Source organism: Glaciihabitans sp. INWT7 (assembly GCF_014217685.1).
GTDB lineage: Bacteria > Actinomycetota > Actinomycetes > Actinomycetales > Microbacteriaceae > Lacisediminihabitans.
The window spans coordinates 1,914,936-1,941,864 of the sequence record NZ_CP043653.1 but is presented as its reverse complement, the minus strand read 5'-3'; the positions used below and the strand labels follow the sequence as shown (position 1 = coordinate 1,941,864).

Genomic DNA, 26,929 nt, shown 5'->3' with positions numbered 1-26,929 from the left:
GCACCCGCGGTGGGCCCTTCGTCGTGTGTGCGTCGGTCAGGAGGCACCGATCGCATAAAGCAGGCCGCCGACGGTTCCCACATAGAGAGTGCCGTCCGCTCCGAGCGCGGGATAGCTCGAGACCCCGGAGTCGACGGCGAGAGCGAAGAGACGATTCCCGTTCCCGTCGTAGCCGTAGACGGTGCCGGTCATCGACCCCCAGTAGGTGTCGGCTCGTGCATCGACCACTATCGAGGTCCAGGCGTGTTCCTTCGCCGGCGCGACCGGGGCGATCGTGCGGATGACCCGACCGGTCGAGGAGTCGACGGTGCGCACGCGCCCGGAGTTGTCGGCGAAGTACGCAGTACCGTCCGGCCGTACCGTCGACGAAGAGTAGGTGTAGTCGTGGATCGGCAGCTGCCAGGCTCGACTGCCGTCGCTGCGCACGCCGTATTCGTGATCGTTGTTGGTGCCGAGCACCACGATTCCCGACTCGCTCACCGCGCTGGAGACCTCGATGCGCTTCGTCGTCTCGAATCGCCAGCGGATGACTCCCGCAACGCCGGTGTCTCGAACGGCGATGAGCTGCTTTTCGATGGCGGTATAGATGGTGCCATCCGCGCCGACGGAGGGGCTCGCGTAGTCGACGCCACCGAGATCGAGGGTCCATACCCTGCGATGCCCCGTCGCGGTGACCTCGAGAGCCGCGAGGTGACCGGTGAGGTCGGCCACGTAGACCCGGTTGCGACCGGCGATCGCCGGCGAGAGAACGTCGCCCGCGAACTTCTCCGTCCAGATCGGCCGTCCAGACCGATCGAGGGCGAACAGGGCGGAGCGGGGCCCCGGCCAGAGGATGATGCCGTCACCGAGCACTGCTGGGCTGGTCGACAGGTCGCTTCCGTAGCCGGAGCCGCCATCGAAGACCCAGCGGTCCTCCCCGGTTTCGGGGTCGAGGGCGTGCAGCACTCCCGCGTTCGTGGCCGCGAGGATGCTGCCATCCACTCCGATCACCGGCCCCGGCGTCACCGATCCTCCGAGGTCCCTCAACCAGCGGAGGTTCGCTGTCTGTGGCCCGGTCGCGGTCGTCGCGGAGGAGTGACGGGCATCGAACTGCGCCGAGGGCCAAGCGCTCGCCGGTGCCGGGAGCCGCCCGACGCCGCTCAGGCCACCCGCCGCGCCTCCTGATCCGGCGCCTGTTCCCGTTGCCGTGCATCCCGTCAGCAGCACGCCCACGACGAGCACCCCCGCCGATAGACGCAGCGTCGCGATGCTCTGTGCACGGGTCATGCAGCGAACCTACGACGCGTGGCGCGTGGCGGAGCCGGATGCGTCTTACAGTTCGATGACGGATGCGCGCCGCGTAGAGTCGATTGTGTGACCATGAATGACCTCCGCACCGGCGAACGGCGGCGGCACCGGCACGGCGTCACCTACTACTCGAGCCGCCCGCTCTACGACGACCTCGCCGTCGCGATCAGACGCTTCCCCGGCTCGATCGATTCGCCGGGCAGACGACCGTTCGTTCTCGTGCACGGCATCGGCGTCTCCTCTCGATATTTCCATCCTCTTGCCGAGCAGCTGGCCAAGAGCGGCGAGGTCTTCCTCATCGATCTCGCCGGGTACGGCTCCGCCCCGGATCCGAAGCGCGATGTCTCGATCGCCCTGCACGCCAAGGTGCTCGGCACCTTCCTGCAGCAGGCGGGCATCGTGAATCCCGTGCTGGTCGGGCATTCGATGGGTACCCAGGTGGTCTCGCAACTGGTGTTCGACTCTCCCGAGGTGACCGATCGTCTCGTGCTCATCGCGCCGACAGTCAACCCGCCGGACCGACGCTTCAGCACGGAGGCGATGGCACTGCTGCGCGATATCCCCCGGGAGTCGCTGCGCTCCAACCTCATCGTGCTCACCGACTACTTGGTGCGGTGCGGCATCCCGTACTTCTTCGCCCAGTTCAAACACCTGGTGGGTGATCACATGGAAGACCGCCTTCCCGAGATCGAGGCGCGGACACTCGTGCTGCGGGGGGATCGCGATCCGATTGTCCCGCGGCCATGGGCCGAGCGGGTGGCCGAACTGCTGCCCCACGGAACCTACGCCGATGTCGCGGGACCGCATATCGTGATGCACTCCGACCCGGTGCGGATCGCGTCCCTCATCACGGAACACTCCGAATGAGGAGTCGGCTGTGATCAGCGCAAGGGATGCCGGAGCCGCCGTCGCCGACCGGCTCTACCAGATGCGGGAGCAGACGAGACACGTCGTCGGCCGCGTTCCGAGCCCGCGCTACGATCGCGGGGCGCTCGCTCCCGTGCTGCTGCTCCCCGGAGTGTACGAGACCTGGCAGTTCCTGAGGCCGGTGGCCGACCGGCTCAACGCCCTCGGGCACCCGATCCACACCCTTCCGGCACTCGGATACAACCGGCTCACCATCGCCGCCTCGGCGGAGCTGGCCCAGCGCTACCTCGACGAGCGCGATCTCACCCGAGTGGCCATCGTCGCCCACAGCAAAGGGGGCCTCATCGCCAAGCACATGATGGTGACGGATGACCGAGCGGGCCGCATCGACACCCTCGTCGCGATCAACTCGCCCTTCGGCGGCTCCACCCTGGCCAACTGGGCGCCGGTGCGCACCCTGCGCGCGTTCTCCCCCCGCGACAAGACTGTGATGACCCTGGCCGCGAACCTCGAGGCCAATGCGCGCATCACCTCCATCTACAGCCGGCTCGACCCGCTGATCCCCGAGGGAAGCGCGCTCGCCGGTGCGACGAATATCCGCCTTCCCATCGTGGGACACTTCCGCCCGCTGAGCTCGCCGGCACTGTTCACCGAAGTAGAGGGTGCCATCTCCGCGCGGGGGTAGAAGAATGGCGGCAATGGAGAAGCACCAGAAACTCGTACTCGCCATCGCGGTACTCGCCTCGTTCGTCGCCTTTCTCGACGGCTCGGTCATCAACGTCGCGCTCCCGGCCATCACCAGGGACCTCGGGGGTGGCATCACCACGCAGCAGTGGGTGGTCGATGCCTACCTCATCACCCTCGGATCGCTGATCCTCGTCGCCGGCTCGCTGTCGGATGTCTATGGACGCATCGTCGTGCTGCGCACCGGACTCATCGGCTTCGGCGCTGCCTCGTTGCTCTGCGCTCTCGCCCCCGCCGCCGAGATCCTCATCATCGCGCGCGGAGTGCAGGGGATCGCCGGAGCGCTGCTCGTGCCGAGCTCGCTCGCGATCATCCTCTCCAACTTCCGCGGCCCGGCCCAAGCCAAGGCGATCGGGCAGTGGACCGGCTTCACCAGCGCGGCGTTCATCCTCGGCCCGCTGCTCGGCGGGCTCTTCGTCGATCTGGCGAGCTGGCGGTTGGTCTTCGCGATCAACGTGCTCCCGATCGTGGTGACGCTGTACCTGCTCGCGGTGCTCAAGCAGAAGGACGAGCGGCAGAAGGATGTCGCCATCGACTATCCCGGCGCCGTGCTCGGTGTGCTCGGGGTCGGGCTGCCGGTGTTCGCCCTCATCGAGCAGGGCAACTACGGCTGGGGAAGTCCCCTCATCTTCCTCAGCATGGGCCTCGGCATCATCGCGTTCGTCGCCTTCCTCCGCCGAGAGCAAGTGGCGAAACAGCCGATGGTGCCGCTCGCGCTGTTCCGCGTGCGCAATTTCGCCTGGGGCAACCTGACCACCACCTTCGTCTACGCGGCCATCTCGCTCGGGGGATTCCTGCTCGCGGTCTTCCTGCAGCAGGTCGCCGGGTATCCGGCGACACTCGCCGGACTCTCCACCCTTCCGGTGACCATCATCAGCATCCTGCTCTCCGGTCGGATCGGTGCCCTGGCCGGCAAGTACGGCCCGCGAGCGTTCATGACCATCGGCCCGATAGTCACCGCTGTGGGCTTCTTCCTCTTCGCCTTCACTGGCGCGCACCCCGACTACTGGACGCAGATCCTGCCCGGGGTCATCCTCTTCGGATTCGGGATGACGATCACGGTCGCCCCCCTCACCAGCGCGATCCTCGGGGCGATCGATCAGCGCCAGGCCGGGATCGGGTCCGCGATCAACAACGCCGTGTCGAGGGTTGCCGGCCTCATCGCGATCGCCTTCGTGGCGCTCATCGTCGGGCCCCAACTCGGCGTCGCCGGCTTCCAGCGCGGCGTGCTGGTCACGGCCGTGCTGCTGCTGCTCGGCGGGGTGACCTCGTGGATCGGCATCCGCAACTCCGTGCAGGAGGCACCGCTGGTCGATAACGCCGTCGCCGACTGACTCCATGCCCGCCAGAGTGCCGCGTCGAGCACGGGTCAGGCGAGTAACCGGGATCCGCTGAACGAGAGCAGCACGACGTTCACGAGGGCGGCGGCGATGATCAGCTGGAACAGCAGCCGGGTCGGCGGTCGGCGCAGCCCGACGGCGATCGAAACGGCGAGCAGGAGGGTGAGCGCCAGCCCGACCCACTGCAGCGGGGTCTTGTCGCCCGTCGGTCCGAAAAACGCAACGATCCCTCCGGCGGCGAGGGATCCCCAGATCACGATCCCGGATGCCGCGCGGCCGACGCGATGCGGCAGCCCGGCGACTCCCGTGCGCGCGTCGTCGTCGAGATCGGGCAACACATTGGCGAAGTGCGCTGCGACGCCGAGGAGCGAACCGAGGGCGATCGCCCAGCCCGCGGCGACAGCGGGCACGGGGCGCGACAGCGTGGCGACCATCGGCAGCAGCCCGAAGCTCAGGATGTAGGGGAGCACCGATACCGGTGTCTTCTTGAGACCGAGGTTGTACGTCCAGGCTGAGACGATGAAGACCGTGTGAGCGAGCGTGGCCGGCACGCCGAGCGTGAGGGTGAGCAGGATCGCCAAGGCCGCGGTGACGAACGATGCCGTGCGCACGGTGCCGACGCCGACCAGCCCGGCGGCGACGGGCTTGTCGGTGCGACCGACCGCGCGATCCCGCGCGGCGTCGATCCAGTCGTTGGAGAGTCCCACCGAGAGCTGTCCGAGCAGGACCGCCACGCCGAGCATCGCCACGTGAAGGGGATCGAGCCCGACCGCGATGCCCAGCACCGCGGAAACGGCGCTGACCGCGAGGCTTGGCCCGGGGTGGCTCGAGAGGGCCAGCGCGGCGGCAGTTCGGGGCATCCGCTCATGCTACTTGCGCCGGGATGCGGGGGCCCGCACTATCGTGGGGAACATGCCAGAGTCACCGCGTCTCGACTCCATACGCACCGACACGGTCACCGGGCTTCTCGCACAGATCGCCGATGTCGGGCGTGACCACCAGCGCGGCGGATACTCCCGCCCGGTGTTCTCGGCGGCGGAGCGTGATCTCACGGGCTGGTTCACGGAGCAGGCTTCACGACGCGGCCTCGACGTGCACACCGACCTCAACGGCATCACCTGGGCGTCGATGGGCGAGCTCTCCGCCGGCGATGCCGTCGTCACCGGCAGCCACCTCGACTCGGTGCCCGGGGGAGGGGCCTTCGACGGGCCCCTCGGCATCTGTTCGGCGCTCGTTGCGATCGACCGCCTGCACGAGCGTGGGGTCGTGCCCCGTCGTCCACTCGCGATCGCGGTGTTCCCGGAGGAGGAGGGTTCCCGCTTCGGCGTGGCCTGTCTCGGATCGCGCCTGCTCACCGGGGCGATCGATGCCGACCGGGCACGGTCGCTGCGTGATGAGGGCGGAGCGACCTTCGCAGAGGTCGCGACAGCGGGGGGACTGGATCCCCGATTCCTCGGACAGGATGACGGTACTCTCGCGACCATCGGGACTTTTCTCGAGCTGCACGTCGAGCAGGGCCGGGGTTTGATCGATCTGGGCCGGCCCGTGGGGATCGCGCGATCGATCCTCGGTCACGGGCGCTGGCGCATCACCGTCAGCGGGCAGGGCAACCACGCGGGGAGCACTCTGATGGCGGACCGGCGAGATCCGATGCTCGCCGCGGCGCAGATCGTCGTCGCCGTGCGCGAGGCGGCTCTCGCGCATCCGGATGCCCGGGCGACCGTCGGGCGGCTGAATCCGATGCCCGGGGGCACGAACGTGATCGCGTCCACTGTCGACCTGTGGCTGGATGTGCGGCACCCGCAGGACCACATCACGGCGGCGGTGGTGCAGCGCATCACGGGGGAGGCAGAGCGCCTGGCCGCCGAGGAGGGCTGCTCGGTGCGCGTGGTCGAGGAGTCGCTGAGCGGCACCGTGGAGTTCCCGACCGGGCTCCGTGACCGGCTCGAAGGCCTCCTCCCGGACAGCCCACTTCTCGACACCGGGGCGGGCCACGATGCCGGCGTTCTCGGCGCGCGGGTCGAGGCGGCGATGCTCTTCGTGCGCAATCCGACCGGCGTATCCCACTCGCCGGAGGAACACGTGGAGGCGGATGACGCGGAAGCGGGGTCGATCGCGCTCGCCGACGCGCTGGAGGCGCTTCTCACCCGGGACTGAGGGACCGGTCGCGCTCTGGGCTACGGCAGAAGCAACAGCTTGCCGATGTGGCCGGAGGATTCCATCCGCTCGTGCGCAGAGCCGGCATCCGCGAGGGCGAACCTGCTGTCGATGACGGGGACGATCTGGCCGTTCTCCACGAGGGGCCAGACGTTCTCCCGCACGCTCGCCAGGATCTCGTCCTTCTCTTCAACGCTGCGCGCGCGCAGCGTCGATCCGTGGATCGACAGCCAGCGTCGCATCATGAGTCCGAAGTCCAGGTCGCCGCCCTCGCCGCTGAGGTTCGCGATGTTGACCAGTCGGCCGTGCGGGGCGAGCGAGCGGAGGTTGCGGTCGAGGTAGCCCCCGCCGATCGAGTCGAGGATCACATCCACCCCCGCACCCCCGGTGGCCGCCGACAGCTCCTCCGCGAAATCCGTCTTGCGGTAATCGATCAGGATCTCCGCGCCGAGACGTTCGCAGGCCGCCAGCTTGGCCGGGCTTCCTGCGGTCACGGCGACGAGGCAGCCGAATGCGCGGGCGAGCTGGATGGCGATCGTGCCGATGCCGCTCGACCCCCCGTGCACGAGAAGGGTCTCTCCCGATCGCAGTCCGGCGGTGAGGAACACGTTCGACCACACCGTCGCGATCGCCTCGGGGAGTCCCGCGGCATCCACCAGATCGAGGGAGTCGGGCACGGGCAGCAGTTGGCCCGCCGCGGCCACCGCGAGGGAGGCGTAGCCCCCGCCGGGCAACAGGGCGCACACCCGGTCGCCCACCGCCCAGCCGCTCACGCCGTGCCCGAGCGATCTGATGGTGCCGGAGACCTCCATTCCGGGCAGCGGGGAGGCGCCCTCCGGCGGCGGATAATTGCCCTCGCGTTGGCCGATGTCGGCGCGGTTGACACCGGCGGCGGCGACCTCGATCACGACCTCTCCCGTGCCGGCGACGACATCGGGGAGTCGGGTGTAGACGAGGGCGTCGACACCCCCGGGACTGGGGACAGTGATCGCGTGCATTCCTGAACGCTACGCCCAGCCGCTGCAACTAGGTTGGAGGTCATGCCACTCGCACCGGATGCCGCCGCTCTCGCCGCGCTGCTTCCGGGCACCTGGCGCGTCGGTGCCACCAACTTCCCCATGTGGCTGCGCGGTGACCGTCTCCGGCCGCATTTCCGCTACGACCTGAAGACTGCCGATCCACTCGTGCTGGATGACGTGGTCGGCTACACCAGCGTGGACGGGGTGGAGAAGACCATCGTCGGCGTCGACCGGATGCGCCACGACGGCTTCGTCTGGCGCGGGGCGGGGCTGCTCCGGTTCGTGACCAGCCGCTGGGCTGTCGCTGGAGTGACCGAGGACTCGAACATCCTGGTGATCCGCTTCGCGAAGTCGTTACTGAGCCCCGCCGGAGTCGATGTCGTCCTGCGGGAGGGCACTGACTCACTGGCATTCCGCACCGAGGTCGCGGGGCTGTCGGAGTCTCTCGGCCTCACGCACGAGGAATTCGCGAGCCTCACCTGGCTCGAACTCGCCGACTGACCCGCCGGCGTGCGCCCTCAGTCCTCGGTATAGCCGAGAGCGCTCAGCACCGCCCGCGGGCGTTCGACCGCACCGAAATGGCCACAGTCCGGGATGACCGTTCGCAGGCTCGACGGCAGCAGCCGCCCGAGATGGTCGAGGTCCTCCTGGGTGACGAACACGTCACGGTCGCCCTTGGTCGCGCGCACCGGGCACTCGATCCGTGACCAGAGCGAATCCGCGTCGTATCCCCTCGTCACGGCGGCGGCTGTCGCGAATGACCTCGGACGGATCTCGATGGCAAGAGCGTGCCCCTGCGATCGCGGTACCGCCCGCCAGTGCCGGAAGAGCGGAAAAGTGGCGGGCCGCAGCAGCCCGATCCCGCCGATTCCACGCACGAGCGCCGGCCCCGCACGACCGAGAAGGGCGAGAAACTGCATGACGCGCCACAGCATCGTGAATCCCGGGAGCTCACCGAAACGCCGCACCGGATGCTCGACGGAATGGATGATCGAGAATGTCGTGCCGGAGACCATCCCCACCGAGAGCACGGCCTGTGGCCAGATCGAAGCCATGTGGAGGGCGATGAATCCACCGAGGGAATGGCCCACGATGTCCCATTCCGTGTAACCGAGTTCCTCGGCCATGTCCTTGACGAGCGAACAGATCGCGAACACCGGGTCGTCGACAGAGCCCTCCGCGAGGGACGCGTCGCCCCAGCCCGGCAGGTCGAAGACCACGATGTCGCCGAGGTCGATCCGATCGGCGACCGCCGCCTGCAGCAGCGGGGTCCAGGTGGTCCACGACCCGGCGGCCCCGTGCAGAAACAGCGTGGCGCGCGTCGAGGTGCGGCGCGCCGGATGTCGGGCGACGCAGGTTCCGAGTGGGCTCGAGACGGTCGTGGTGGCGAGCCCGAGCGCAGCGGGATCCGAGAGGAGTTCGAACGGCGCGTAGTTCTCGACAGTGACGATGCTCATGCGACCTCCCCGATGATGACCTCGCGCACCCGGCGCAGGTCTTCGAGCAGCGACCCGACCAGGATCCAGTTGTCGGGATCCGGCAGAGCGATCGTCAGCGGTGCGGTGAGCGCGGGGAGTTCGGCCGTGATCGGCGTCGGCTCCGTGCTCGGCGAGTCCCGCGCGAGAAGGCGCAGGTCGTGGGCCGCCCGGTCGAGCTCGAGCGCGATCGAGCCGACGAACCGATCGTCGGCCAGGCCCGTGTCGTAGTTGTCGTGAAGGGCTCTGGCCATGCCCGTCACCCGGGTCACGAGGATTCCCAGAGTGTCGAGAAGGTCACGATCGCGCTCCAGAGCCTCGCGATACCGCGCCCGTCGCGGATTGAGCATCAGGGATTCGTCCGCGCGCACCAGAGCATCCGTCGCCGAATTGCGCAGAGCCGGCAGCTGGCGCGCCGCGGCCAGCATCGCCGCGAGCTCCTGTGCGCTTTGCGGAGTCCGCAGGGCCGTTGCGAAGGAGGAGAGAGTGTCCGCGACTCTCTCGGCCAGTCTGACGACCGCTCCGTGGGCGGGGGTGAGAAGCACCGGCGGCACGATGATCGCATTCACCGCCAATCCGACGATCGCGCCGATCACCGTCTCGATCACCCGATTGACCGCGTATCCGGGTGTGTTGGTACCGATGGCGATCACCAGCATCGCACTGATCGGGATCTGGTTCGCCGAGCCGGGCGACAGCCGGAGGGCCCAGGCGACCAGGAGCGAGACGACGATGATCCCGAGAACGATCCAACTGGAGTGCCCGAAGAGGATGCCGGCGGCGTAGGTTAGGACGACCCCGAAGATCACCCCGACACTGCGTTCGATCCCCTTGGCGAGAGACTGGTTCACACTGGGCTGAACCACCAGGAGCGCCGCGATCGCGGCGAAGATCGGAAGCGGCTGTCCCAGCGTCACCGTGCAGATGAGCCAGGCGATGATCGCGGCGACGGAGGTCTTGAGCACCTGGAGCAGTGGACTGCGTGACGAGGCGCGCAGCGAGGCCATCAGTCGCATCCCCCCAGAGTATCCGGAGGCGGAGTCTCACCAGTGCGATCATCGGCGTCAGCCCAGGGCACACCGCGATTGCGAGGGGAGACCTACTCGGTGGGCAGCTGGGGGCCGCTGAGATCGTCGCTGGTCGGCGGACCAACAGTGGGGGACACGACGGTGACAGACGAATCCGTAAAACCCGGCTGGGGGATGCCGGTTCCGGAGACGGTGTCAGCCGACGCGACTGTAGATCCGCCGAGCGCGACACTCACGAGCAGTGCGCTCGCGAGGATGCCGGCCGCTGAAACTCCGCTTGCTGCCGCGGTCACTCCGGTCAGCCGTCCCGCGAGGCGCGAGCGCCTCACAAAAACGGCGATGGCCACGAGGGCGACTGTCGCACAAGCGACAGTGAGCACTAGTGGCAGGGTAATCGCATCGGTCGCCGCGGGCGCGGCAGCAAGCGCAGCATTCATGTGCTGGCTGTTCCTTTCGGGTAAGGAACGGTTCATGTCGGGTACATGAACTGTGTATCGGTCTGTCCGTCTTTAGGGGGACATCGGATCGATAGAGTGACCGTATCAGCCCCTCATTCGCGGGGCAAGCCGGTATGTGCCCCAATTTGGGGGCACGGGACATAATCCCCTCGGCGCTGCCCGGAATCACGGGCTTTTCTCCCCGAATTCTCGACCGGGCGAGACCACGACTCCGCTCTCCGGAGGGGTCGCCGGGACTCGAACAAGATGAGAGCCTTCTCATCCGTTTCTCGTGCGGATCTCATGCCCCCGATCCATACTGGTCAGGTCGTACGGGTAGCCTCGCAGGCGCACCAAAAGTCAGTCCCGTGCTCAGCCCCGGGACACACGCACGAGCGAAAGGAGACCGGCATGAACATCTCGCGAAAGATCGTCCTGACCGGTGTCGTCACCCTCGGAGTGTTTGCTCTCGGTTCGGCCGGGGCTGCCGCGGTCGCAGGCAGCCTCACCGTCGCGGACCGCGCCGGTGTTGTGCAGGGCATCGCCCCCGTGACGACGGGCAACTCGAACCCGTCTCCGACCGCATCCGCGACCGACGACAAGTCGAACGGTCCGAGCGGCACGACGACGGTCGCTCCGGCGCCACCGATCAACGTCGACGACGACGGGTCAGATCGCAGCGGTGACGACGAGGGTGCGCAAAACGGCCCCGGTGACGAAGACCAGGGCAACGGAGAAAGCACGAGCGGTGACACCCGCAGCGGTGACAGCGGTACCGATGATTCCCGCCACGGCACGGAAGTGTCTGGTGGCACATCCTCTGGCGGCACAGGCGGGTTGGGCGATTCAGGTTCGGGAACCAGCGGATCGGGCTCCACTTCGGGAAGTGGAGGCTCCGGCAAGAGCGGTTCGCCGGGCGGTGGTGGCAGCGGTGGCGGTTCGGGCGACACCGGCGCGCACCACTAACAGCACGGTCGGCCCAGCCAGGTGCGCGGGATGCCCTACCTCAACCGGTAGCCCATCCCGCGCACCGTTTCTATGCGCTCCGGACCGAATTTGGCCCGGAGGTAGCGCACGTACACGTCCACGACATTCGAGCCGGGGTCGAAGTCGAATCCCCACACACGGCTGAGCAACTGCTCCCGGCTGAGAACCTGGTCGGGATGCCGCAGGAACTCCTCGGCGAGACCGAATTCGCGCGCGGAGAGATCCACGGTTCGCGACCCGATGGTCGCGCGTCGGGTGCGGGTGTCGAGGCTGAGGTCGCCGTGCGAGAGCACCGATCGATCGGCTGGCACGGCATCCTGCGCGCGGAGTCGGATGCGCGCGAGCAATTCGTCGAACCGGAACGGCTTCGACATGTAATCGTTCGCCCCGCTCTCGAGTGCCGCGACCGTGTCGGCACCGGAATCGCGCGCGGTGAGGATGATGACGGGAATGCTGGAGCCGGAAGACCGGAGTCGACGCAGCACCTCGAATCCGTCGAGGCCGGGAACCCCGATGTCGAGCACGAGGAGGTCGAATGACCCTGACGAGGCGAAGTCGAGAGCATCGCCGCCGTTCGCCACCACGTGCGAGGTGTAGCCCGCCGCCCTCAGGCCCTTTTCGATGAACGAGGAGATGCGCTCCTCGTCTTCGGCGATGAGAATCCCGCTCATTCCTGTTCCTCCGAGGTTTCGCCGGGCAGCGCCGGTCCGAGCGGCAGCTCGAGGGTGAAGGTGGATCCGATCGCCGGCGCGCTCTCCAGGCGGACCACCCCGCGGTGCGCGTGGAGGATCGTCGTGACGATGGCGAGTCCGAGGCCCGCACCACTCTCACCCCGGCCCTCTCCCTCGCGGCGGAATCGCTCGAAGATGCGCTCATGGGCCTCCGGGGCGATCCCCGGTCCGAAATCGGTCACCCAGAGTTCCAGGAACTCCTCGCCGAGGTCTTCGACCACCCTGCTGCCGATCTCGATCGGTAGCCCGGGCGTGCCATGACGATTCGCATTGGACGCGAGCTGAATCCACGCCTGCGTGATCCGAGCGGGATCGAGCTCGGCGACCGCGTCCGCAGTCTCCATGAGTCTCCAGTCCCTCCCCGGGATCGCCGACAGTTTGCGGTACACCGTCTCGGTGAGGTTTCGCACGTCGGTGGCCTCGATCGTCACTCCGGACAGGCGTTGAACGGAGGCAAGGAGCGAGATGTCCGCGACGAGGAGATTCATGCGATCCAACTCGTCGATCACCAGGGTACGGATCTCTGCCACCTGCGTAGCGTCACCGACATCCAGCAGCTCAAGTTGCCCGCGCACGATCGTGATCGGCGTCTTGAGCTCGTGACCCACATCGTCGAGCAACTGCCGCTGGCCTTCGAGCGAGGTCTGAAGGCGGTCGAGCATCTCGTTGACGGTCACAGTGAGTTCAGAGACGTCGTCCCCGCCCGCCACCGGGATGCGTTCGACCAGGTCTGATCCGGTGATGCGTCGCGCCGTGTCGCGCAGGAATCGCAGCGGCTTCAGCAGTCGGCCGGCCACGAACCATCCGACGAGACCGACCGCGACCAGCGCAGCGGCCGCCACCAGAAGGAAGGTCTGGAAGCCGCCGGCGATCGGCAGCAGTTCCGCGTCGATGCTATAGGCGGCCACGTAGACGCCGGTGGCGCCGTCGCCACTCGCCCGCACCGGCACAGCGAGGTAGCGCAAGGCGCCGCGCGGGCCCACATCTGTGCCGAGAACCACCGCCCCGGGTCGAGTCTCCCGGTTGATCCGTGTGATGAACGCCGTCTGGTTCTCCAGAGACACACCGACCTGGCTGCCGGGAACTACCGCCGGCTTGCCATCGATGATCCCCAGAATGCCCTCGTTGGTGTCGGGGGTGATCTGCTGGATCGCTGCGGTCAGCAGCTCTCGGATGCTCGCGTACTCCTTGTCTGCGGCGATCGTGCGGAGTCGACTTGCCGTGTCTTCGAGTCGCGTATCGACCTGGGCGAGCACACGCTGCCGTTGAACCAGAAAGGCCGTGCCCCCGGCCACCGTCATTCCGGCGGCGGCCACCACGAGCATCGCGGCGAGGATGCGCACGCGCACCGACACGGTGATGGTGCGGCGGCGGGTCATCCCCTCATTATCGAGGAGACCTTACCCAGCTACTTCCAAGATGAGAGAGGTCTCACGCGCGTACCGTGACGATAATGACTTCTACTCTCGCGTCCGCATCCGGAACTTTCGCCCTCGGCGGTGACCTCACGGTCAACCGACTCGGATACGGGGTGATGCAGTTGCCCGGGGCCGGCGTGTGGGGAGAGTCGCGCGATCCGCAGAACGCGGTGAAGGTCTTGCGCCGGGCCGTCGAGCTCGGGGTGACGCTGATCGACACTGCGGATGCCTACGGCCCGGAGGTCGCCGACCTGCTGATCAAGGAGGCGCTGCATCCCTATGCCGATGATCTGGTGATCGCCACCAAGGTCGGCTTCACGCGCCAGGGCCCGAACCAGTGGATTCCGGTGGGGCGGCCGGAATACCTGCGCCAGCAGGTGGAGCTGAGCCTGCGCCACCTGGGCCTCGAGCGCATCGATCTGCTCCAGCTGCACCGGATCGACCCGACGGTCGCTCTCGAGGACCAACTGGGGGAGCTCGTGGCACTTCAGGCCGAGGGCAAGATCCGGCACCTCGGATTGTCGGAGGTGAGTGTCGACGAGCTGGTGGCCGCGCAGGAGCTCGCGACCATCGTCTCGGTGCAGAACCTGTTCAACCTGGCCCATCGCGATGCCGAGCCGCTGCTGGAGTTCGCGACCGCCAACGACATCGCCTTCATCCCGTGGTTCCCGCTGGCCACCGGCAAGCTCGCTCAGTCGGGCGGCCCGCTCGATGCACTGGCACAGAAGCACGGCGCCTCGCCCTCCCAGCTCGCTCTCGCCTGGCTGCTCAAGCGCTCGCCGGTGCTTCTGCCGATCCCCGGCACGTCGAGCCTCGATCATCTCGCGGACAATGTGGCGGCAGCGGCTCTCGAATTGACCGATGATGAGTTCACGGAGCTGACAGCAGCGGTCTGAGCACCGCCCCGCCTTCAGCCGTCCGACCAACATCCCGCCCGAGCACCACACAGGAGAGCAATGCCCGAGACCAGCGCAGTCCACACCATCGACATCCCCGGTCTCGCCGGGGCGAGCGCCGGGCTCACCGGGGAGTTGGTCCTGCCCGCTGGAGAAGGACCGTGGCCGGGAGTCGTGCTGGTGCATGAGGCCTTCGGCATCAACGACGTGATGCGACGCCAGGCCGAGCGCTTCGCCCGGGCCGGGTACATCGCGTTGATGCCCGATCTCTTCACCGAGGGCGGGGCTCGCAAGTGCCTGAACCAGACCTTCCGTGAGCTCAGCGCCGGCAGCGGCCGCTCCTTCGCCGACATCGAGTCGGCCAGGCAGTTGCTCATCGCGCGCGAGGAGTGCACGGGCGAGGTCGGCATCATCGGATTCTGCATGGGCGGTGGCTTCGCGCTCGCCGCCGCCAGCCTCGGCTTCGGGGCCGCTTCGGCCAACTACGGCCGGCTGCACAAACCCCTCGACGAGTCACTCGTCGGCGCCTGCCCGATCATCGGCAGCTACGGCGGTAAGGACAATTCGCTGAAGGGTGCGGCCCAGCAGCTCGAGGACTCGCTCACCCGGCTCGGAATCGACCACGATGTGAAGGAGTATCCCGAGGCGGGGCACTCATTCCTCAACGACGAAGAGAGCGGACCACCCGCACTCCGCTTCATCATGAAGCGCATTCTCGGGGCGGGTCCGAACCCGGAGGCTGCTGCCGACGCGTGGACGCGAATCGACGCGTTCTTCGGCGAGCATCTCGCGAAGAAGAGCTAGGCTCCGGCCCTGCTGCTCGGTGTGGCCTCAGCGCTCGCCTCGGCGATGGCATCGGCCGCACGCACCAGCGCGAGGTGGGAGAGTGCCTGCGGGGTGTTTCCCACCTGGCGCGACCCCGCGACGTCGTACTCCTCGCTGAGCAGCCCGAGATCGTTGCAGAAGCTCACCAGGCGATCCATCAGGGTGCGCGCATCGGAGACCCGGCCGCTGCGGGCGTACTGCTCGACCAGCCAGAACGAACAAGCGAGGAACGGATGCTCGCCCGCGGGCAGTCCGTCGACCCCGGATTCCGTGCGGTACCGCATCAGCAGTCCGTCGTGGAGCAGCTCCTCCTCGATGGCGGCAACAGTGCCGAGCATCCGCGGGTCGTCGGCGGCGACGTACCCCACTTGGGACAGCAGCAACAGCGAGGCATCCACTCCTGTGCTGCCGTAGTGCTGGGTGTAGGTGTTGCGGGACTCATCGAATCCCCGCGACTCGATCTCGGCGTGCACCTCGTCGCGCAGCCGGATCCAGCGCTCCACCGGGCCGTCGAGACCGAATTCGGTGACCGCCCGGATGGCGCAGTCGAATGCCGCCCAGATCATCGCGCGGGAGGAGACGAAATCCCGTTGCGGTCCGCGGATCTCCCAGATGCCGTTGTCCGGTCGCCGCCAGTTCTCTTCCACGTAGGTCATCAGAGCCCGCTGCAGTGGCCAGGAGAACTCGTCTTCTGCCAAGCCGAGTTCACGGGCCGATTGCAGCGCGATCATGACCTCGCCGAACACGTCGCCCTGGTATTGCCTCCAGGCATCGTTGCCTGCCCTCACCGGGGATGCGCCGTCATAGCCGGGAAGGCTGTCGACCTCCCACTCCGTGAGTCGACGCTCGCCGGCCAGCCCGTACATGATCTGCACGTCGCCCGGGTCTCCTGCGACGGCCCGGAGCAGCCACCCACGCCAGGATTTCGCCTCTTCGCGGAATCCGTGCCCGAGCAGCACGTTGAGGGTGAGAGACGCGTCGCGCAGCCAGACATAGCGGTAGTCCCAGTTGCGGCTGCCGCCGAAGGATTCGGGCAGGCTGGTCGTTGCCGCCGCCACGATCCCCCCGGTGTCCTCGTGGGTGAGCGCACGAAGAACGAGTAGCGAGCGGTGCACCTGGTCGTGGTACACGGGCGAGGCGATGCAGTGGGATGCCCAGTCCTGCCACCAGAGGGTGGTGTCGGCCAGACGGTCGTCGACGACCACGCGGGCGGGCGGCTCACGATGCGAGGGATACCAGGTCATCGAGGCATCCACGGTCTCGCCCTCCGAGACGGTGAACTCCGCGACGTGAGTGTGGTCGGATGCCCTCAGCTCGGGTCCCCGCATGATGACGGCATCCGGACCGGCCACCGCCACGAGTCCGTAGCCGTGCTCGTCCGGAGCCTGACGCACCCAGGGCAGGGCATCGGAGTAGTTGAACCGGAAGCGCAGGTCCATCATCATCGGCACGCTGCCCCTGATGCCCGTGACGCGACGGATCACATCGGCACGCCGGTCACCGTGCGGCATGAAGTCGGTGACCTCGACTTCGCCATCCGCCGTCACCCATCGGGTCACGAGAATGAACGTGTCGTCGCGGTACCGTCGCGAGGTCTCGAGCACCTCGCCGGCAGGGGCGAGGAGCCACCGACCGTGGTCCTTGTTCCCGAGCAGAGCCCCGAAAGTGGAGGGGGAGTCGAAGCGGGGGAAACAGAGCCAGTCGATGCTCCCGTCCCGTCCGACCAGTCCGGCGGTGTGGCAGTCGCCGATCAGGGCGTAGTCCTCGATGCGCAGAGCCATCCCCTCAGTCTTGCAGAGGTAGCCTGTGGTCATGGCTGACCACATCGGAACTCTCGTCATATTCGGAGCGGGTGGAGACCTCACCAAGAGGTTGTTGCTCCCCGGCCTCGGCCAGCTGCTCGCCAGCTCGCGCGGCTACGACCTGCACCTGATCGGTGTGGGTTTCGATCCGATGACGGATGCGGAGTGGCGAGCGCGGGTCGTCGAATCCTTCGCCGCCGGGGGCTCCGCGAGCACCCGGGCGGCTGCTGTGGCCAAGAATTCGGTCTACCTGCAGGCCGACGTGACGAAGCCGGCGGACCTGACGCGCATTCTCGCTGCGGCAACCGGCACTCCCGCGCTCTATTTCGCGCTCCCTCCGCACGTGACGATCCTCTCGATCGCCGCCCTCGAGAAAATCGGGCTGCCGAAGGGCACCGTTCTTGGGCTGGAGAAGCCCTTCGGCACGGACCTGCGCAGCGCCCAGGCGCTCAACCGGCAGCTCGTGAAGCTGCTGCCGGAGAAGCACATCCATCGGGTCGATCACTTCCTCGGGAAGTCGACGGTGCTCAACCTCCTCGGCCTCCGTTTCGCCAACCGCATCTTCGAACAGGTCTGGAGCGCCGAGCACATCGAGAGGGTCGATATCGTCTTCGACGAGACCCTCGCCCTCGAAGGCCGGGCCGGGTACTACGACAAGGCCGGTGCCCTCGTGGACATGATCCAGAGCCACCTGCTGCTCGTTATGGCGCTCGCCGCCATGGAACCGCCGTCGAGTCTCGACGCCGAAGACCTCCGCGGGTCGATGGCACAGGTGTTGCGTGCCACCCATGCCTGGAAGGGCGATCCGGTGGCCGCCGGGCGCCGTGCCCGCTACACCGCCGGCACGATCGACGGTCGAAAGCTCCCCGCGTACGTGAAGGAGGACGGCGTGCATCCGGAACTCGACACCGAGACCCTCGCGGAGGTCACGGTGGGGATCGAGAACTGGCGCTGGGCGGGCGTGCCGTTCCGACTGCGGTCCGGCAAGGCCATCGCCGACAAGCGCCAGCAGATCGTGGTGACCTTCAAGGACGTGCCACACCGCCCCTACGGCTTCACGGGCAATCCGGGGCCCGCGCGACTCACCATCTCGCTGACCCCGGACAGCATCGAGCTCGACCTGAACATCAACGGCGAAGACGACCCGTTCACCCTCGACCGCGTGAGCCTCGATGTGGAGTTCGCGAAGGGGGAGCTCGGTCCCTACGGCGAGGTGCTCCACGGCATTCTGTCCGACGATGTCACCCTGTCGGTGCGAGCGGATGCGGTTGAGGAATGCTGGCGCATCGTCGCGCCGATCGTCTCGGCCTGGCGCAAAGGCGAGGTGCCGATCGACAACTACCGGGCCGGATCTGCCGGGCCGACCGCCTGGAGGTAGCGAGCCTGCACCCAGCGGGAGGGATGCAACTGAAAACCGAGGTTAGGCCTCGTCGCGGAGGGACGGATGCCCCACCACGAGCCACAGGCCCCGCAGGTCGGTGTCACCACACCCGGCGTCAGAAAACTCCAGAGTCGGAGAGGAGTTCGGCGAGCCCTGCCCCGTCCGGGGCGTAGACCCAGGGTGCGGACTCATTGGAATGGGCCTCGGACTTGCTTCGGCCTCCCGCGAGGACAGCCTCACTGTTCGAGAGCTGGCGGATCGCCACAGCCTCGACACTGTGCGGATGACTGTCGGCGAACTGGCTGTAGATCTCTTCGTCGTGCTGCCCATCGTCTCCGACCAGCAACCAGCGCACGTCCGGGAACTCCCGGGAGAGTCTCTTGAGGGTGTCGACCTTGTGGTTTCGTCCACTGCGGAACCAGCGGTCATGGGTCGGACCCCAGTCGGTGAGCAACAGCGGGCCGGTCGGATAGAGATTCCGCGAGAGGAAGCGGGTGAGGGTCGGTGCCACATTCCAGGCTCCGGTGGAGAGGTAGAAGACGGGGATTCCCGGATGCGAACGCGTCAGTCGCTCGTAGAGGACGGCCATGCCCGGCACCGGTCGCCGCGCGTGCTCGTCGAGCACGAAGGTGTTCCAGGCGGCGAGGAACGGACGGGGCAGAGCGGTCACCATGACCGTGTCATCCACGTCGGAGATGATTCCCACGGTCACCGCGGGGTCCACGATGAATACCGAGGCCTCCACGGTGTCGGTCTCGTCGGTGCCGAGGGTGATCGTGTGCCAGCCCGGGGCAAGGTCGACCTCGAGCACCGTGTCGACGACTCCTCCGCGGTCGGCCTCCACGCGCTGTTCCACGTCTCCGATGCCAATGGTGACCACGATGTCGTTCACCGGAACGCTCGTGAAACTGCGCCATCCGCGGATCTTCTTGTACCGGGGGTCTGTGCCGGCGGTCGGCTTGGTGAGCAGCACCCGGCACAACACCCTTGCCCAGCCCGGAGCGCCGTATCCGGCGTAGGGGACGATGGTGGGGAGGTGTCCGCGACGGCGAGCCCACTTCTCTCTGAGCTCGTGCACGGTGTCCTCTGCCCGCGCTGCCAGGTGAAGGATCGGCTCTGCTCCTGCCGCTGTGGCTGACGTTTTCGGGATCCTGGCCATGGGGCAAGTCTTTCACGACTATGGCGAGCGATACCGTCCACAGAACGGTTGGAGTAGTACACAGAAGCGTCATTTCTGGGAAATCTCACAGTTCGTGAATTAATCGCAAGAAACTCGCGCCCCCGTCTCGGGGGCGCGATAGTATTCCGATTGACATAAATCGAGGAGTTGCATTGGCCGATCAAAACCCCACGGAAGTCGCCTCGGATGGCAGCGCCCTGTTGCGCAATGAGCCGGTCCAGGCGCGCAGTACGGCGAGGCTCGCGAGCCTCCTCGATGCCGCAGCGGCGATCATCGACGAGATCGGCTACGAGCGCCTCACCACGGCGATGGTAGCCGAGCGTGCCGGAGCCTCTATCGGCACCGTCTACCGCTACTTCCCCGATCGCATCGTCGTACTCCAGAGCCTCAGCGCGCGATCGCTCGGCGGTTTCGTCGATGGCACCCGCACCACCATCCTCGATCCGGCCCATGCCACCTGGTGGGATGCCATCAGCGCCTGCATCAACGGGATGACCGGGGCGTTCCGTTCCACCCCCGGGTTCCGTTCGCTCCGGCTGGGCGATGTGCTGGACGTGCGTCCGGCGCTCTCTGCCCAGTCCGGAAGCACCGTTGTCGCCGCCGAAGCGGCGAAGGCACTCTCCGAGCGCTTCGGGCTCCCGATCGAGGAACTCGCTCACCGCCTCGAGGTCGTCATCGTCGTCGCCGATTCACTGTTGTCCCGCGCCTTCACCTACGACTCCAAGGGTGACTCCACCCTCGTCGACGAAGCGACGACCATCTCGAAGGCCTACCTGACGGGCTTCTACGGGGATCCGGATAAGGCGTAAATCCGAATTAGGCGCAGCGTCGCGGCGTTTCGCGTCGCGTCACGTCGCGAACACGAGGCGGCTTCACCCGGCGCCGCAGCGACGAACCTGTCGTCGCCGTGCGCCCGAGAGTTCCTGACAGGCTCCTGCACAGATCCCGACCTGGCCTAGGCGGCGACTCGGTCGGGGCGTACGGTTCGGTTCACCGTGAAATCCGGCCATTTCTGCGAGTGCTGAGCGTCCCGCACTGTCAGCGATTCGTAATCTGCGGCAACCGAAAGTGACGGTGGCCGGGAATAGTGTTTAGCTAGAAAAGTCCGGCAAGTGTCGATTCGTGTAGCCCACGAGGAATGAGCCGCCCCCATGATCGAGTTCCGCAACGTCACAAAACAGTTCCCCGATGGCACGGTCGCGGTCGAAGACTTCAGCCTGGTGTTGCCATCGCGCAAGACGACGGTGTTCGTCGGTTCTTCCGGATCCGGCAAGACCACACTCCTTCGCATGATCAATCGCATGGTCGACCCCACGTCCGGCGTCATCGAGATCGATGGTGACGACACCTCGAAGTTGGAGCCGGTGGCACTTCGCCGTCGCATCGGCTACGTGATGCAGAACTCCGGCCTGCTTCCGCATCTCAAAGTGGTCGACAACGTCGCGACGGTGCCGGTGCTGAACCGGGTGCCCAAGAAACAGGCGCGGGAGGATGCACTGCGCCTGCTCGACACGGTCGGTCTCGACCGCGCCTTGGCCGATCGCTATCCGAGCCAGCTCTCCGGCGGTCAGCAGCAGCGCGTCGGGGTGGCCCGAGGGCTCGCGGCCGATCCCAACATCCTGCTCATGGACGAGCCCTTCGGTGCCGTGGACCCGATCGTGCGTGCCGAGCTGCAGACCGAGTTGCTTCGCCTTCAGCGGGAGCTCGACAAGACCGTGGTTTTCGTCACGCACGACATCGACGAGGCGTTCCTGCTCGGCGACCAGGTCGTGATCCTCGAGAAGGGCGGTCGCATCGCCCAGGTCGGCACGCCGACCGAGATCCTCTCGGCGCCCGCGAACGAATTCGTCGCCAGCTTCATCGGAGGGGATAAGGGAAAGCGCGAGCTGAGCATCCGAAGCACGCCAAGCGGAGACATCCTGGTGGATGCCTCAGGACGTGCCGCCGGAGTGCTCGTGCCTGATTCCGAGACCGTCAGCGAATCCGGCGGGGCAGCGCGGTGAACTGGCTGCTCAACAACGGCGAGCTGATCGGTCAGCTCGTGGTGGCCCACCTCCTGATCGCCATCCCGCCGATTATCCTGAGTTTCGTGATCTCGGTGCCGATTGGCTGGGTCGCGAATCGCTACCGCTGGAGCCGCGGGACGCTCCTGACCGTGCTCGGCCTGCTCTACGCCATCCCGTCGCTCCCGCTGTTCATCATCCTTCCCTTGATCATCGGCACCGGGCTGAGGGACCCGGTCAACCTCGTCGTCGCGCTCACCCTGTATGGCATCGCCCTCATGGTGCGCACCACAGCCGACGGTCTCGGCTCGGTGGATCCGGACATCCGGCAGTCGGCCACCGCCGTCGGGTTCTCGGCAAGGTCGCAATTCTTCAGGGTGGAGCTTCCACTCGCCGGTCCCGTGCTGCTCGCCGGCATCCGTGTCGTCGCCGTGAGCACGATCAGCCTCACGACGGTCGGAGCAGTGATCGGCATCAGCAGCCTCGGGGCACTCTTCACCGACGGGATCCAGCGTGGCATCGCCGTCGAGATCCTCACCGGGATCGTGCTCACCATCGTCATCGCGCTCGGCGTCGATGGGCTCCTCGTGCTGCTCGGCCGGGTGCTGATGCCCTGGGTCGCGGTCACCTCCGGGCGGGTGCCGCGCCGGGATCGGCGCCGATCGAGGGAGGCGGTCACCGCATGAATCTCTTCGTGCAGGGCATCCTCTGGGTGTTGGATCCGGCCCACTATGTCGGCGTCAATGGAATCGGCACCCGGGTGGGCCAGCATCTCCTCATCAGCCTCGGGGTTCTCGGCGTTGCTTCGGTGATCGCGATCCCGCTCGGCTACGTCATCGGTCACACCGGCCGGGGTCGGTCGCTCGCGATCGGAGTATCCGGCGCGACACGAGCTCTTCCCACCCTCGGACTGCTGAGCCTCATCGCGCTGATCATGAACGTCGGACTCATCGGCCCTTTCGTCGCACTCGTCGTGCTGGCCATCCCCTCGATCCTCGCCGGTGCCTATTCGGGATTCGAGGCCGTGGACCGACGAGCCATCGATGCCGCGAGAGCTGTAGGTATGACCGAGTTGCAGATCGTGGGGCGCGTGGAGATGCCGCTCGGGCTGCCACTGTTGATCGGCGGATTGCGGACCGCGTCACTCCAGGTGATCGCCACCGCAACGCTCGCGGATTACGTGGGCGGCGGCGGTCTTGGTCATTACATCTTCCTGGGGCTCAAGACCAACGACTATCCCCAGATGCTGGCGGGATCGATTCTCGTGATCCTGCTCGCCATCCTCTCCGAAGTGCTGTTCAGCATCGTCCAGAGGCTCGTCATCCCTGCAGGGGTCACGGCCGGACGACCTCAAGACGTCCGCGTGAAGTCGACCCGATCTCGCGCGGCACTGGGTTAATCCCCCTCACATTAAGGAAACAATCACATGTTCACAGCAAGAAGAGGCCGGCTCGTCGCACTTGGCGCAGTCGTGGTTGGGGCAGCAATAGCCCTTTCAGGGTGTGCGTCGAGTAACCCCATCTCCGGGGGCTCGGGTTCGGGATCGAAGACGACCCTCGTGGTCGGATCGCAGGACTACTACTCCAACGAGATCGTCGCCGAGATCTACGCCCAGGCGCTCGAAAACGGCGGATTCACTGTCGATCGCCAGTTCAAGATCGGCCAGCGCGAGGTCTACCTGCCCGAACTCGAATCCGGGAAGATCGATGTCTTTCCCGAATACATCGGCAGTCTCGACCAGGCACTGAACAAGACCGCAGCCGGAGGTTCTGCGGATGACGTGGCGAAGGACCTCGCGTCGGTGCTTCCGACCGGCCTCCGCGTGCTCGACAAGGCCGAGGCGGCCGATCAGAACTCGTGGACCGTCACCTCGGCGTTCGCCCAGAAGTACAACCTCACCGATATCGCCTCGTTGAAGAACGTGACCGAGCCCATCCTGGTCGGAGGCAACTCCGAGCTCGCGACCCGTCCCTACGGTCCCGATGCACTGAAGGCCAAGTACGGCGTCACCACCGCCGGGCTCACCGCGATCGAAGACGGCGGCGGACCGCTCACGGTGAAGGCGCTTCAGGACAACAAGATCCAGCTCGCCAATATCTACACCGCGAGCCCGCTGATCAAGACCGACAATCTGGTCGTGCTCAAGGATCCTGACAACCTGTTCTTCCCGGACAACATCGCCCCGATCGTCTCCAAGAAGGTCAACACGAAGGCGGCGGACATCCTGAACAAGGTGAGTGCCAAGCTCTCGCAGTCCGACCTCGTGAGCCTCAACTCCGAAAGCGTCACCGACCAGAAGTCTGCACCGGTCATCGCGAAGGCGTGGCTAACCGACGCCGGACTGCTCAAGTAGCAGCGACCGCGTGATCACTCGAAGTGCCCGGGCTACGGCTCGGGCACTTCGTCGTTCTGGGGTTCCTCGCGCAGCATGTGCCTGGCCTCGGCCCGAGTGACGACCTTCTTCACGATCAGCACGATCACGAGGAACACCGCGATGATGCCGGCGAAGAGGTAGCCCGCGAAGTGCAACTGGGTGGCCAGCTGGCGATAGGACCCCGCGGCGAGCCATCCCACCGAGACATATGCGCCGGCCCAGAGGATGCAGGCCGGCGCCGTCCAAGCCAGGAACTTGCGATAGCTCATCGTGCTCATCCCGACGGTGAGGGGGATGAGCGCGTGCAGCACGGGCAGGAATCGGGAGATGAATACCGCGATGCCCCCGCGCCGGTCGAGGTAGGTCTCCGCTCTGAGCCAATTGCGCTCACCGAGCCGCCGACCGATCCGGGAGGCCTGGATGCGTGGCCCGAAGAAGCGACCGAGCGCGAAGCCGACACTCTCCCCGGTGAGCGAACCCACGATCACGGCGGCGAGAAGCGCCACGTACTGCGGCCAATCGGCGATGCCAGTGGCCGATACGAGCACGATAGTGTCCCCTGGCACGATCAGCCCCACCAGGATCGAGGTCTCCAGCAGCATCCCGACACCCGCGATCAGGATTCGAAGCACGGGGTCGACGTTGCGAACCGTGTCGAGAATCCAGCTGAGGATGTCGTTCACGGTCGAGAGCTTAGCCAGCCGAAATGCGATTCCGTGCGGCGCTAGGGGAGGGGGCGTCGAAGGCGCTCGAGTCGGGCGCGCCAGATTGCGAGGCGGCCGGGCAGCTCGGCCGGCGCAGGTCCGTCGATCCACGAAGTGACGATGCGGATACCGTGCAGGGCGCTCACCGCCCAGATCTCGCATCCGTCCAGTTCATACGGCTCTATCGACTCGTAGTAGACCTCGATGCCCAGCGCGGTGGCGAGGGTGATGATCGACCGGGCCGTGACGCTGTCCACGCGGTCGAGCTCCGGCGAGGGGGCGCACAGCACGTCCCCACGCCACCAGAGAATCGCGCTGTAGGCACCCTCGACAACGAATCCATCGGCAGACAGGATCACGGCCTCGTCCGCACCGATCGCCTGGGCTTCCGTGCGAATGCGCAGCAAAACCGCGGTGTCGGGACCTTTCGTGCCCGGCACGGTTCTCGGATCCGCCCCCGGATGACTCGCGAGCCTCACCGACCGGAGGAGCTGTGGGGCGCTGCGCAGCCGGAAAACCGCGAGTGGAGCGCCGCCGCGTACCTGCACCTCGAACCGAGGGAACCAGTCGCCGGAGCGCGGAATCGCGGTGATGGAGGCGTGCCAGAAGGCATCGAGATCGTCGAGTAGTCCCGCTGCCGCCTCGAAGAATCGGTGCCGGTGCAAGTCGAGGGCGAGTGAAGAGCCGTCGGTGACCAACCAGGAATCCGCGGCGGAGATACTCGTGTCGGTCATATCGCAGTAATCGAGGAGGTGCAGTGCACCCTCGTGCCAGCGGTAGACGGTCGACTCGCTCATAGAGTTAGGTTATGCGCCACCGGGTCTACGAGTCACCGCTGCCCGGTTGGAGCGACCCTGCCGAACTCGCCCGCGCACTCTTCGCCGATCGTGCGTCGGTGGTCTGGTTGGACTCCGGGATACATGCCACGGAAGGCATGAGCTATGTGGGGTTCGGCTCGCGCTCGCTCACGGCCTCTGTCGCCGATGGCACGGTGACAATCGCGGGCGAGACGATCGAGGGCGAGGTTTTCGATGTGCTGCGGGAAGATCTCGCTCTGCATGAACTGCCTCCCTCGACCGGTTTCCGGCTCGGCTGGGTGGGATGGCTCGGTTACGGCCTGGCCGCGCAGACTATGGGCGCGGCATCCGCTCACCAGTCGCGATACGCGGATGCCTCGCTGGTCTTCGTGGACTCCGCGATCGCCTTCGACCATTCGTCGGGCACCGTTACGGTGCTGGGGCTCGAGCGGGTCGCCGTCGAGAATTTGCTCGCTGCCGTTGGCGGCCTGAGCGAGGCTCCGGCCGGCGCTGGGGGCATCGGTGAGCCGCCAGGGGCAGAGGTCGTGTGGGCGGATACCGACGAGGACTACCTGGGGATGATCGAGGCCTGCCAGGCCGCCATCGACGCCGGCGATGCCTACCAGTTGTGCCTCACGACCGAGGCGAGGGTGGCGGTCACGCCCGATCCGTTCGAGACCTACCTCGCCCTGAGGGCCGCAAATCCCAGCCATCACGGCGCCTTCTTCCGCGCGGGGGATGTCTCGCTGCTGAGCTCCTCGCCAGAGCTGTTCCTCTCCGTGGCACCGGACGGCACCATCGAGTCCCATCCGATCAAGGGCACTCGTCGTCGCGGCGAGACGGCGGCGTCCGACGCGGCACTCGTGGCGGAACTGCTGGCGAGCGACAAGGAACGGGCAGAGAACCTGATGATCGTCGACCTGATGCGCAACGACATCGCCCGGGTGAGTGAGATCGGTTCGGTGAGTGTTCCGCGGCTGCTGGCGGTGGAGACCTACGCTCACGTCCACCAGTTGGTGAGTACGGTGCGCGGCCGTCTCGCACCGGGGTTGAATGCGATCGACGCCGTGGTGGCGTGCTTCCCCGCGGGCTCCATGACCGGTGCCCCGAAACACAGCGCGGTCACGATCCTCGACCGCCTCGAACACCGCGCGCGCGGGGCCTATGCTGGCGCCTTCGGCTACTTCGGGCTCGATGGCCGGGTCGAACTGGCGATGGTGATCCGCAGCATCCTGCTGGATACCGAGGGCGCGACCGTCGGATCCGGCGGTGGTATTACGGCGCTGTCGGTGCCCGCGGAAGAACTCGCCGAGGTGAAGCTCAAGGCGGCGGCTCTGCTCGCGGCACTGGGCGTGCCTTCGGCGTGACCCGCAGTGGATCGGCGCCGCGCCGGCGCGGCGGGCCCCTCCACCGTCGCCCGGATCGCCGCGGTCATGCATGCCGGGAAGCCTCCGTCGGGGGGATGCGGTCGCGTACG

The 26,929-nt window shown here is 66.9% G+C and carries 27 protein-coding genes; 15 read left to right on the top strand and 12 right to left on the bottom strand.

What is annotated here, in order from left to right:
- Positions 1-36 precede the first annotated feature (36 nt).
- On the bottom strand, positions 37-1,266 hold the full coding sequence (locus tag F1C58_RS09410; protein WP_185200871.1) for a PQQ-binding-like beta-propeller repeat protein: 1,230 nt from the start codon (positions 1,264-1,266) through the stop codon (positions 37-39).
- Positions 1,267-1,359: 93 nt separating this feature from the next.
- Between F1C58_RS09410 and F1C58_RS09405 the strand changes: the two genes are divergently transcribed.
- The 3 genes from F1C58_RS09405 to F1C58_RS09395 are packed head-to-tail and all read left to right on the top strand — an operon-like array spanning position 1,360 to position 4,232.
- Positions 1,360-2,154 carry an alpha/beta fold hydrolase gene (locus F1C58_RS09405; RefSeq protein WP_255461373.1) on the top strand — a complete coding sequence of 265 codons (795 nt, stop codon included), beginning with the start codon at positions 1,360-1,362 and terminating at the stop codon, positions 2,152-2,154.
- A gap of 10 nt (positions 2,155-2,164) precedes the next feature.
- The gene (locus F1C58_RS09400; RefSeq protein ID WP_185200869.1) at positions 2,165-2,839 is read left to right on the top strand and encodes an alpha/beta hydrolase; all 675 of its coding nucleotides are present in this window, start codon (positions 2,165-2,167) and stop codon (positions 2,837-2,839) included.
- Between the two features lie 13 nt (positions 2,840-2,852).
- Positions 2,853-4,232 (top strand): DHA2 family efflux MFS transporter permease subunit, encoded by a 1,380-nt coding sequence (locus F1C58_RS09395; RefSeq protein ID WP_185200868.1) that lies wholly within the window; start codon positions 2,853-2,855, stop codon positions 4,230-4,232.
- Positions 4,233-4,267: 35 nt separating this feature from the next.
- Here the strand turns inward: F1C58_RS09395 and F1C58_RS09390 are convergent, their stop codons facing one another.
- Complete coding sequence (locus tag F1C58_RS09390) at positions 4,268-5,098, bottom strand: UbiA family prenyltransferase (RefSeq protein WP_185200867.1); 831 nt, start codon at positions 5,096-5,098, stop codon at positions 4,268-4,270.
- 52 nt (positions 5,099-5,150) lie between these two features.
- On the opposite strand from F1C58_RS09390, the gene F1C58_RS09385 reads away from it, so the two are divergent.
- Positions 5,151-6,395: an allantoate amidohydrolase gene (locus F1C58_RS09385; protein WP_185200866.1), complete on the top strand. Its 1,245-nt coding sequence runs from the start codon at positions 5,151-5,153 to the stop codon at positions 6,393-6,395.
- Between the two features lie 20 nt (positions 6,396-6,415).
- Here F1C58_RS09385 and F1C58_RS09380 read toward each other — a convergent pair whose 3' ends face one another.
- Complete coding sequence (locus tag F1C58_RS09380; protein WP_185200865.1) at positions 6,416-7,393, bottom strand: NAD(P)H-quinone oxidoreductase; 978 nt, start codon at positions 7,391-7,393, stop codon at positions 6,416-6,418.
- Positions 7,394-7,435: 42 nt separating this feature from the next.
- On the opposite strand from F1C58_RS09380, the gene F1C58_RS09375 reads away from it, so the two are divergent.
- Complete coding sequence (locus F1C58_RS09375) at positions 7,436-7,915, top strand: hypothetical protein (protein WP_185200864.1); 480 nt, start codon at positions 7,436-7,438, stop codon at positions 7,913-7,915.
- A 17-nt stretch (positions 7,916-7,932) separates the two neighbouring features.
- On the opposite strand, the gene F1C58_RS09370 is transcribed toward F1C58_RS09375, so the two are convergent.
- From F1C58_RS09370 to F1C58_RS09360, 3 genes are all read right to left on the bottom strand, one after another.
- Complete coding sequence (locus tag F1C58_RS09370) at positions 7,933-8,871, bottom strand: alpha/beta fold hydrolase (protein ID WP_185200863.1); 939 nt, start codon at positions 8,869-8,871, stop codon at positions 7,933-7,935.
- On the bottom strand, positions 8,868-9,896 hold the full coding sequence (locus F1C58_RS09365; RefSeq protein ID WP_370543640.1) for an aromatic acid exporter family protein: 1,029 nt from the start codon (positions 9,894-9,896) through the stop codon (positions 8,868-8,870). The genes F1C58_RS09370 and F1C58_RS09365 overlap by 4 nt, the downstream gene beginning before the upstream one ends.
- 92 nt (positions 9,897-9,988) lie before the next feature.
- Positions 9,989-10,354 (bottom strand): hypothetical protein, encoded by a 366-nt coding sequence (locus F1C58_RS09360; protein WP_185200861.1) that lies wholly within the window; start codon positions 10,352-10,354, stop codon positions 9,989-9,991.
- A gap of 411 nt (positions 10,355-10,765) precedes the next feature.
- On the opposite strand from F1C58_RS09360, the gene F1C58_RS09355 reads away from it, so the two are divergent.
- Entirely contained in the window at positions 10,766-11,320 is a 555-nt protein-coding gene (locus tag F1C58_RS09355) for a hypothetical protein (protein ID WP_185200860.1), read from the top strand.
- Between the two features lie 35 nt (positions 11,321-11,355).
- Here the strand turns inward: F1C58_RS09355 and F1C58_RS09350 are convergent, their stop codons facing one another.
- Entirely contained in the window at positions 11,356-12,012 is a 657-nt protein-coding gene (locus tag F1C58_RS09350; RefSeq protein WP_185200859.1) for a response regulator transcription factor, read from the bottom strand.
- Complete coding sequence (locus F1C58_RS09345) at positions 12,009-13,451, bottom strand: HAMP domain-containing sensor histidine kinase (protein WP_185200858.1); 1,443 nt, start codon at positions 13,449-13,451, stop codon at positions 12,009-12,011. Before F1C58_RS09345 ends, F1C58_RS09350 begins: the two co-directional genes overlap by 4 nt.
- Before the next feature lie 74 nt (positions 13,452-13,525).
- Between F1C58_RS09345 and F1C58_RS09340 the strand changes: the two genes are divergently transcribed.
- Together F1C58_RS09340 and F1C58_RS09335 are read left to right on the top strand one after the other, a co-directional pair.
- On the top strand, positions 13,526-14,386 hold the full coding sequence (locus F1C58_RS09340; protein ID WP_185200857.1) for an aldo/keto reductase: 861 nt from the start codon (positions 13,526-13,528) through the stop codon (positions 14,384-14,386).
- 60 nt (positions 14,387-14,446) lie between these two features.
- A complete protein-coding gene (locus F1C58_RS09335) occupies positions 14,447-15,190 on the top strand; it encodes a dienelactone hydrolase family protein (protein ID WP_185200856.1) in 744 nt (247 codons plus the stop codon).
- Here F1C58_RS09335 and F1C58_RS09330 read toward each other — a convergent pair.
- The gene (locus F1C58_RS09330) at positions 15,187-16,992 is read right to left on the bottom strand and encodes a glycoside hydrolase family 15 protein (RefSeq protein WP_185200855.1); all 1,806 of its coding nucleotides are present in this window, start codon (positions 16,990-16,992) and stop codon (positions 15,187-15,189) included. The genes F1C58_RS09335 and F1C58_RS09330 overlap by 4 nt on opposite strands.
- A 31-nt stretch (positions 16,993-17,023) precedes the next feature.
- Here F1C58_RS09330 and F1C58_RS09325 point away from each other — a divergent pair, with 31 nt between their 5' ends.
- Complete coding sequence (locus tag F1C58_RS09325) at positions 17,024-18,391, top strand: glucose-6-phosphate dehydrogenase (RefSeq protein WP_185200854.1); 1,368 nt, start codon at positions 17,024-17,026, stop codon at positions 18,389-18,391.
- Between the two features lie 118 nt (positions 18,392-18,509).
- Here the strand turns inward: F1C58_RS09325 and F1C58_RS09320 are convergent, their stop codons facing one another.
- Positions 18,510-19,553, bottom strand: coding sequence for an App1 family protein (locus tag F1C58_RS09320; protein WP_185200853.1), 1,044 nt, complete (start codon positions 19,551-19,553; stop codon positions 18,510-18,512).
- A gap of 173 nt (positions 19,554-19,726) precedes the next feature.
- Here F1C58_RS09320 and F1C58_RS09315 point away from each other — a divergent pair, with 173 nt between their 5' ends.
- The 5 genes from F1C58_RS09315 to F1C58_RS09295 all read left to right on the top strand — a co-directional run bounded on the left by F1C58_RS09315 (position 19,727) and on the right by F1C58_RS09295 (position 23,930).
- Positions 19,727-20,383, top strand: coding sequence for a TetR/AcrR family transcriptional regulator (locus tag F1C58_RS09315; protein ID WP_185200852.1), 657 nt, complete (start codon positions 19,727-19,729; stop codon positions 20,381-20,383).
- Between the two features lie 342 nt (positions 20,384-20,725).
- On the top strand, positions 20,726-21,577 hold the full coding sequence (locus F1C58_RS09310) for an ABC transporter ATP-binding protein (RefSeq protein WP_185200851.1): 852 nt from the start codon (positions 20,726-20,728) through the stop codon (positions 21,575-21,577).
- On the top strand, positions 21,574-22,263 hold the full coding sequence (locus tag F1C58_RS09305; RefSeq protein WP_185200850.1) for an ABC transporter permease: 690 nt from the start codon (positions 21,574-21,576) through the stop codon (positions 22,261-22,263). The genes F1C58_RS09310 and F1C58_RS09305 overlap by 4 nt, the downstream gene beginning before the upstream one ends.
- A complete protein-coding gene (locus F1C58_RS09300) occupies positions 22,260-22,976 on the top strand; it encodes an ABC transporter permease (RefSeq protein WP_185200849.1) in 717 nt (238 codons plus the stop codon). The genes F1C58_RS09305 and F1C58_RS09300 overlap by 4 nt, the downstream gene beginning before the upstream one ends.
- Before the next feature lie 159 nt (positions 22,977-23,135).
- Positions 23,136-23,930, top strand: a complete 795-nt coding sequence (locus F1C58_RS09295; RefSeq protein ID WP_370543639.1) for an ABC transporter substrate-binding protein — start codon at positions 23,136-23,138, stop codon at positions 23,928-23,930.
- A gap of 32 nt (positions 23,931-23,962) precedes the next feature.
- On the opposite strand, the gene F1C58_RS09290 is transcribed toward F1C58_RS09295, so the two are convergent.
- Both F1C58_RS09290 and F1C58_RS09285 read right to left on the bottom strand, forming a co-directional pair.
- Positions 23,963-24,634 carry a DedA family protein gene (locus F1C58_RS09290; protein WP_185200847.1) on the bottom strand — a complete coding sequence of 224 codons (672 nt, stop codon included), beginning with the start codon at positions 24,632-24,634 and terminating at the stop codon, positions 23,963-23,965.
- Positions 24,635-24,675: 41 nt separating this feature from the next.
- On the bottom strand, positions 24,676-25,452 hold the full coding sequence (locus F1C58_RS09285; protein WP_185200846.1) for an aminotransferase class IV: 777 nt from the start codon (positions 25,450-25,452) through the stop codon (positions 24,676-24,678).
- 11 nt (positions 25,453-25,463) lie between these two features.
- Here F1C58_RS09285 and F1C58_RS09280 point away from each other — a divergent pair, with 11 nt between their 5' ends.
- Positions 25,464-26,819: an anthranilate synthase component I family protein gene (locus tag F1C58_RS09280; protein ID WP_185200845.1), complete on the top strand. Its 1,356-nt coding sequence runs from the start codon at positions 25,464-25,466 to the stop codon at positions 26,817-26,819.
- Positions 26,820-26,929 lie beyond the last annotated feature (110 nt).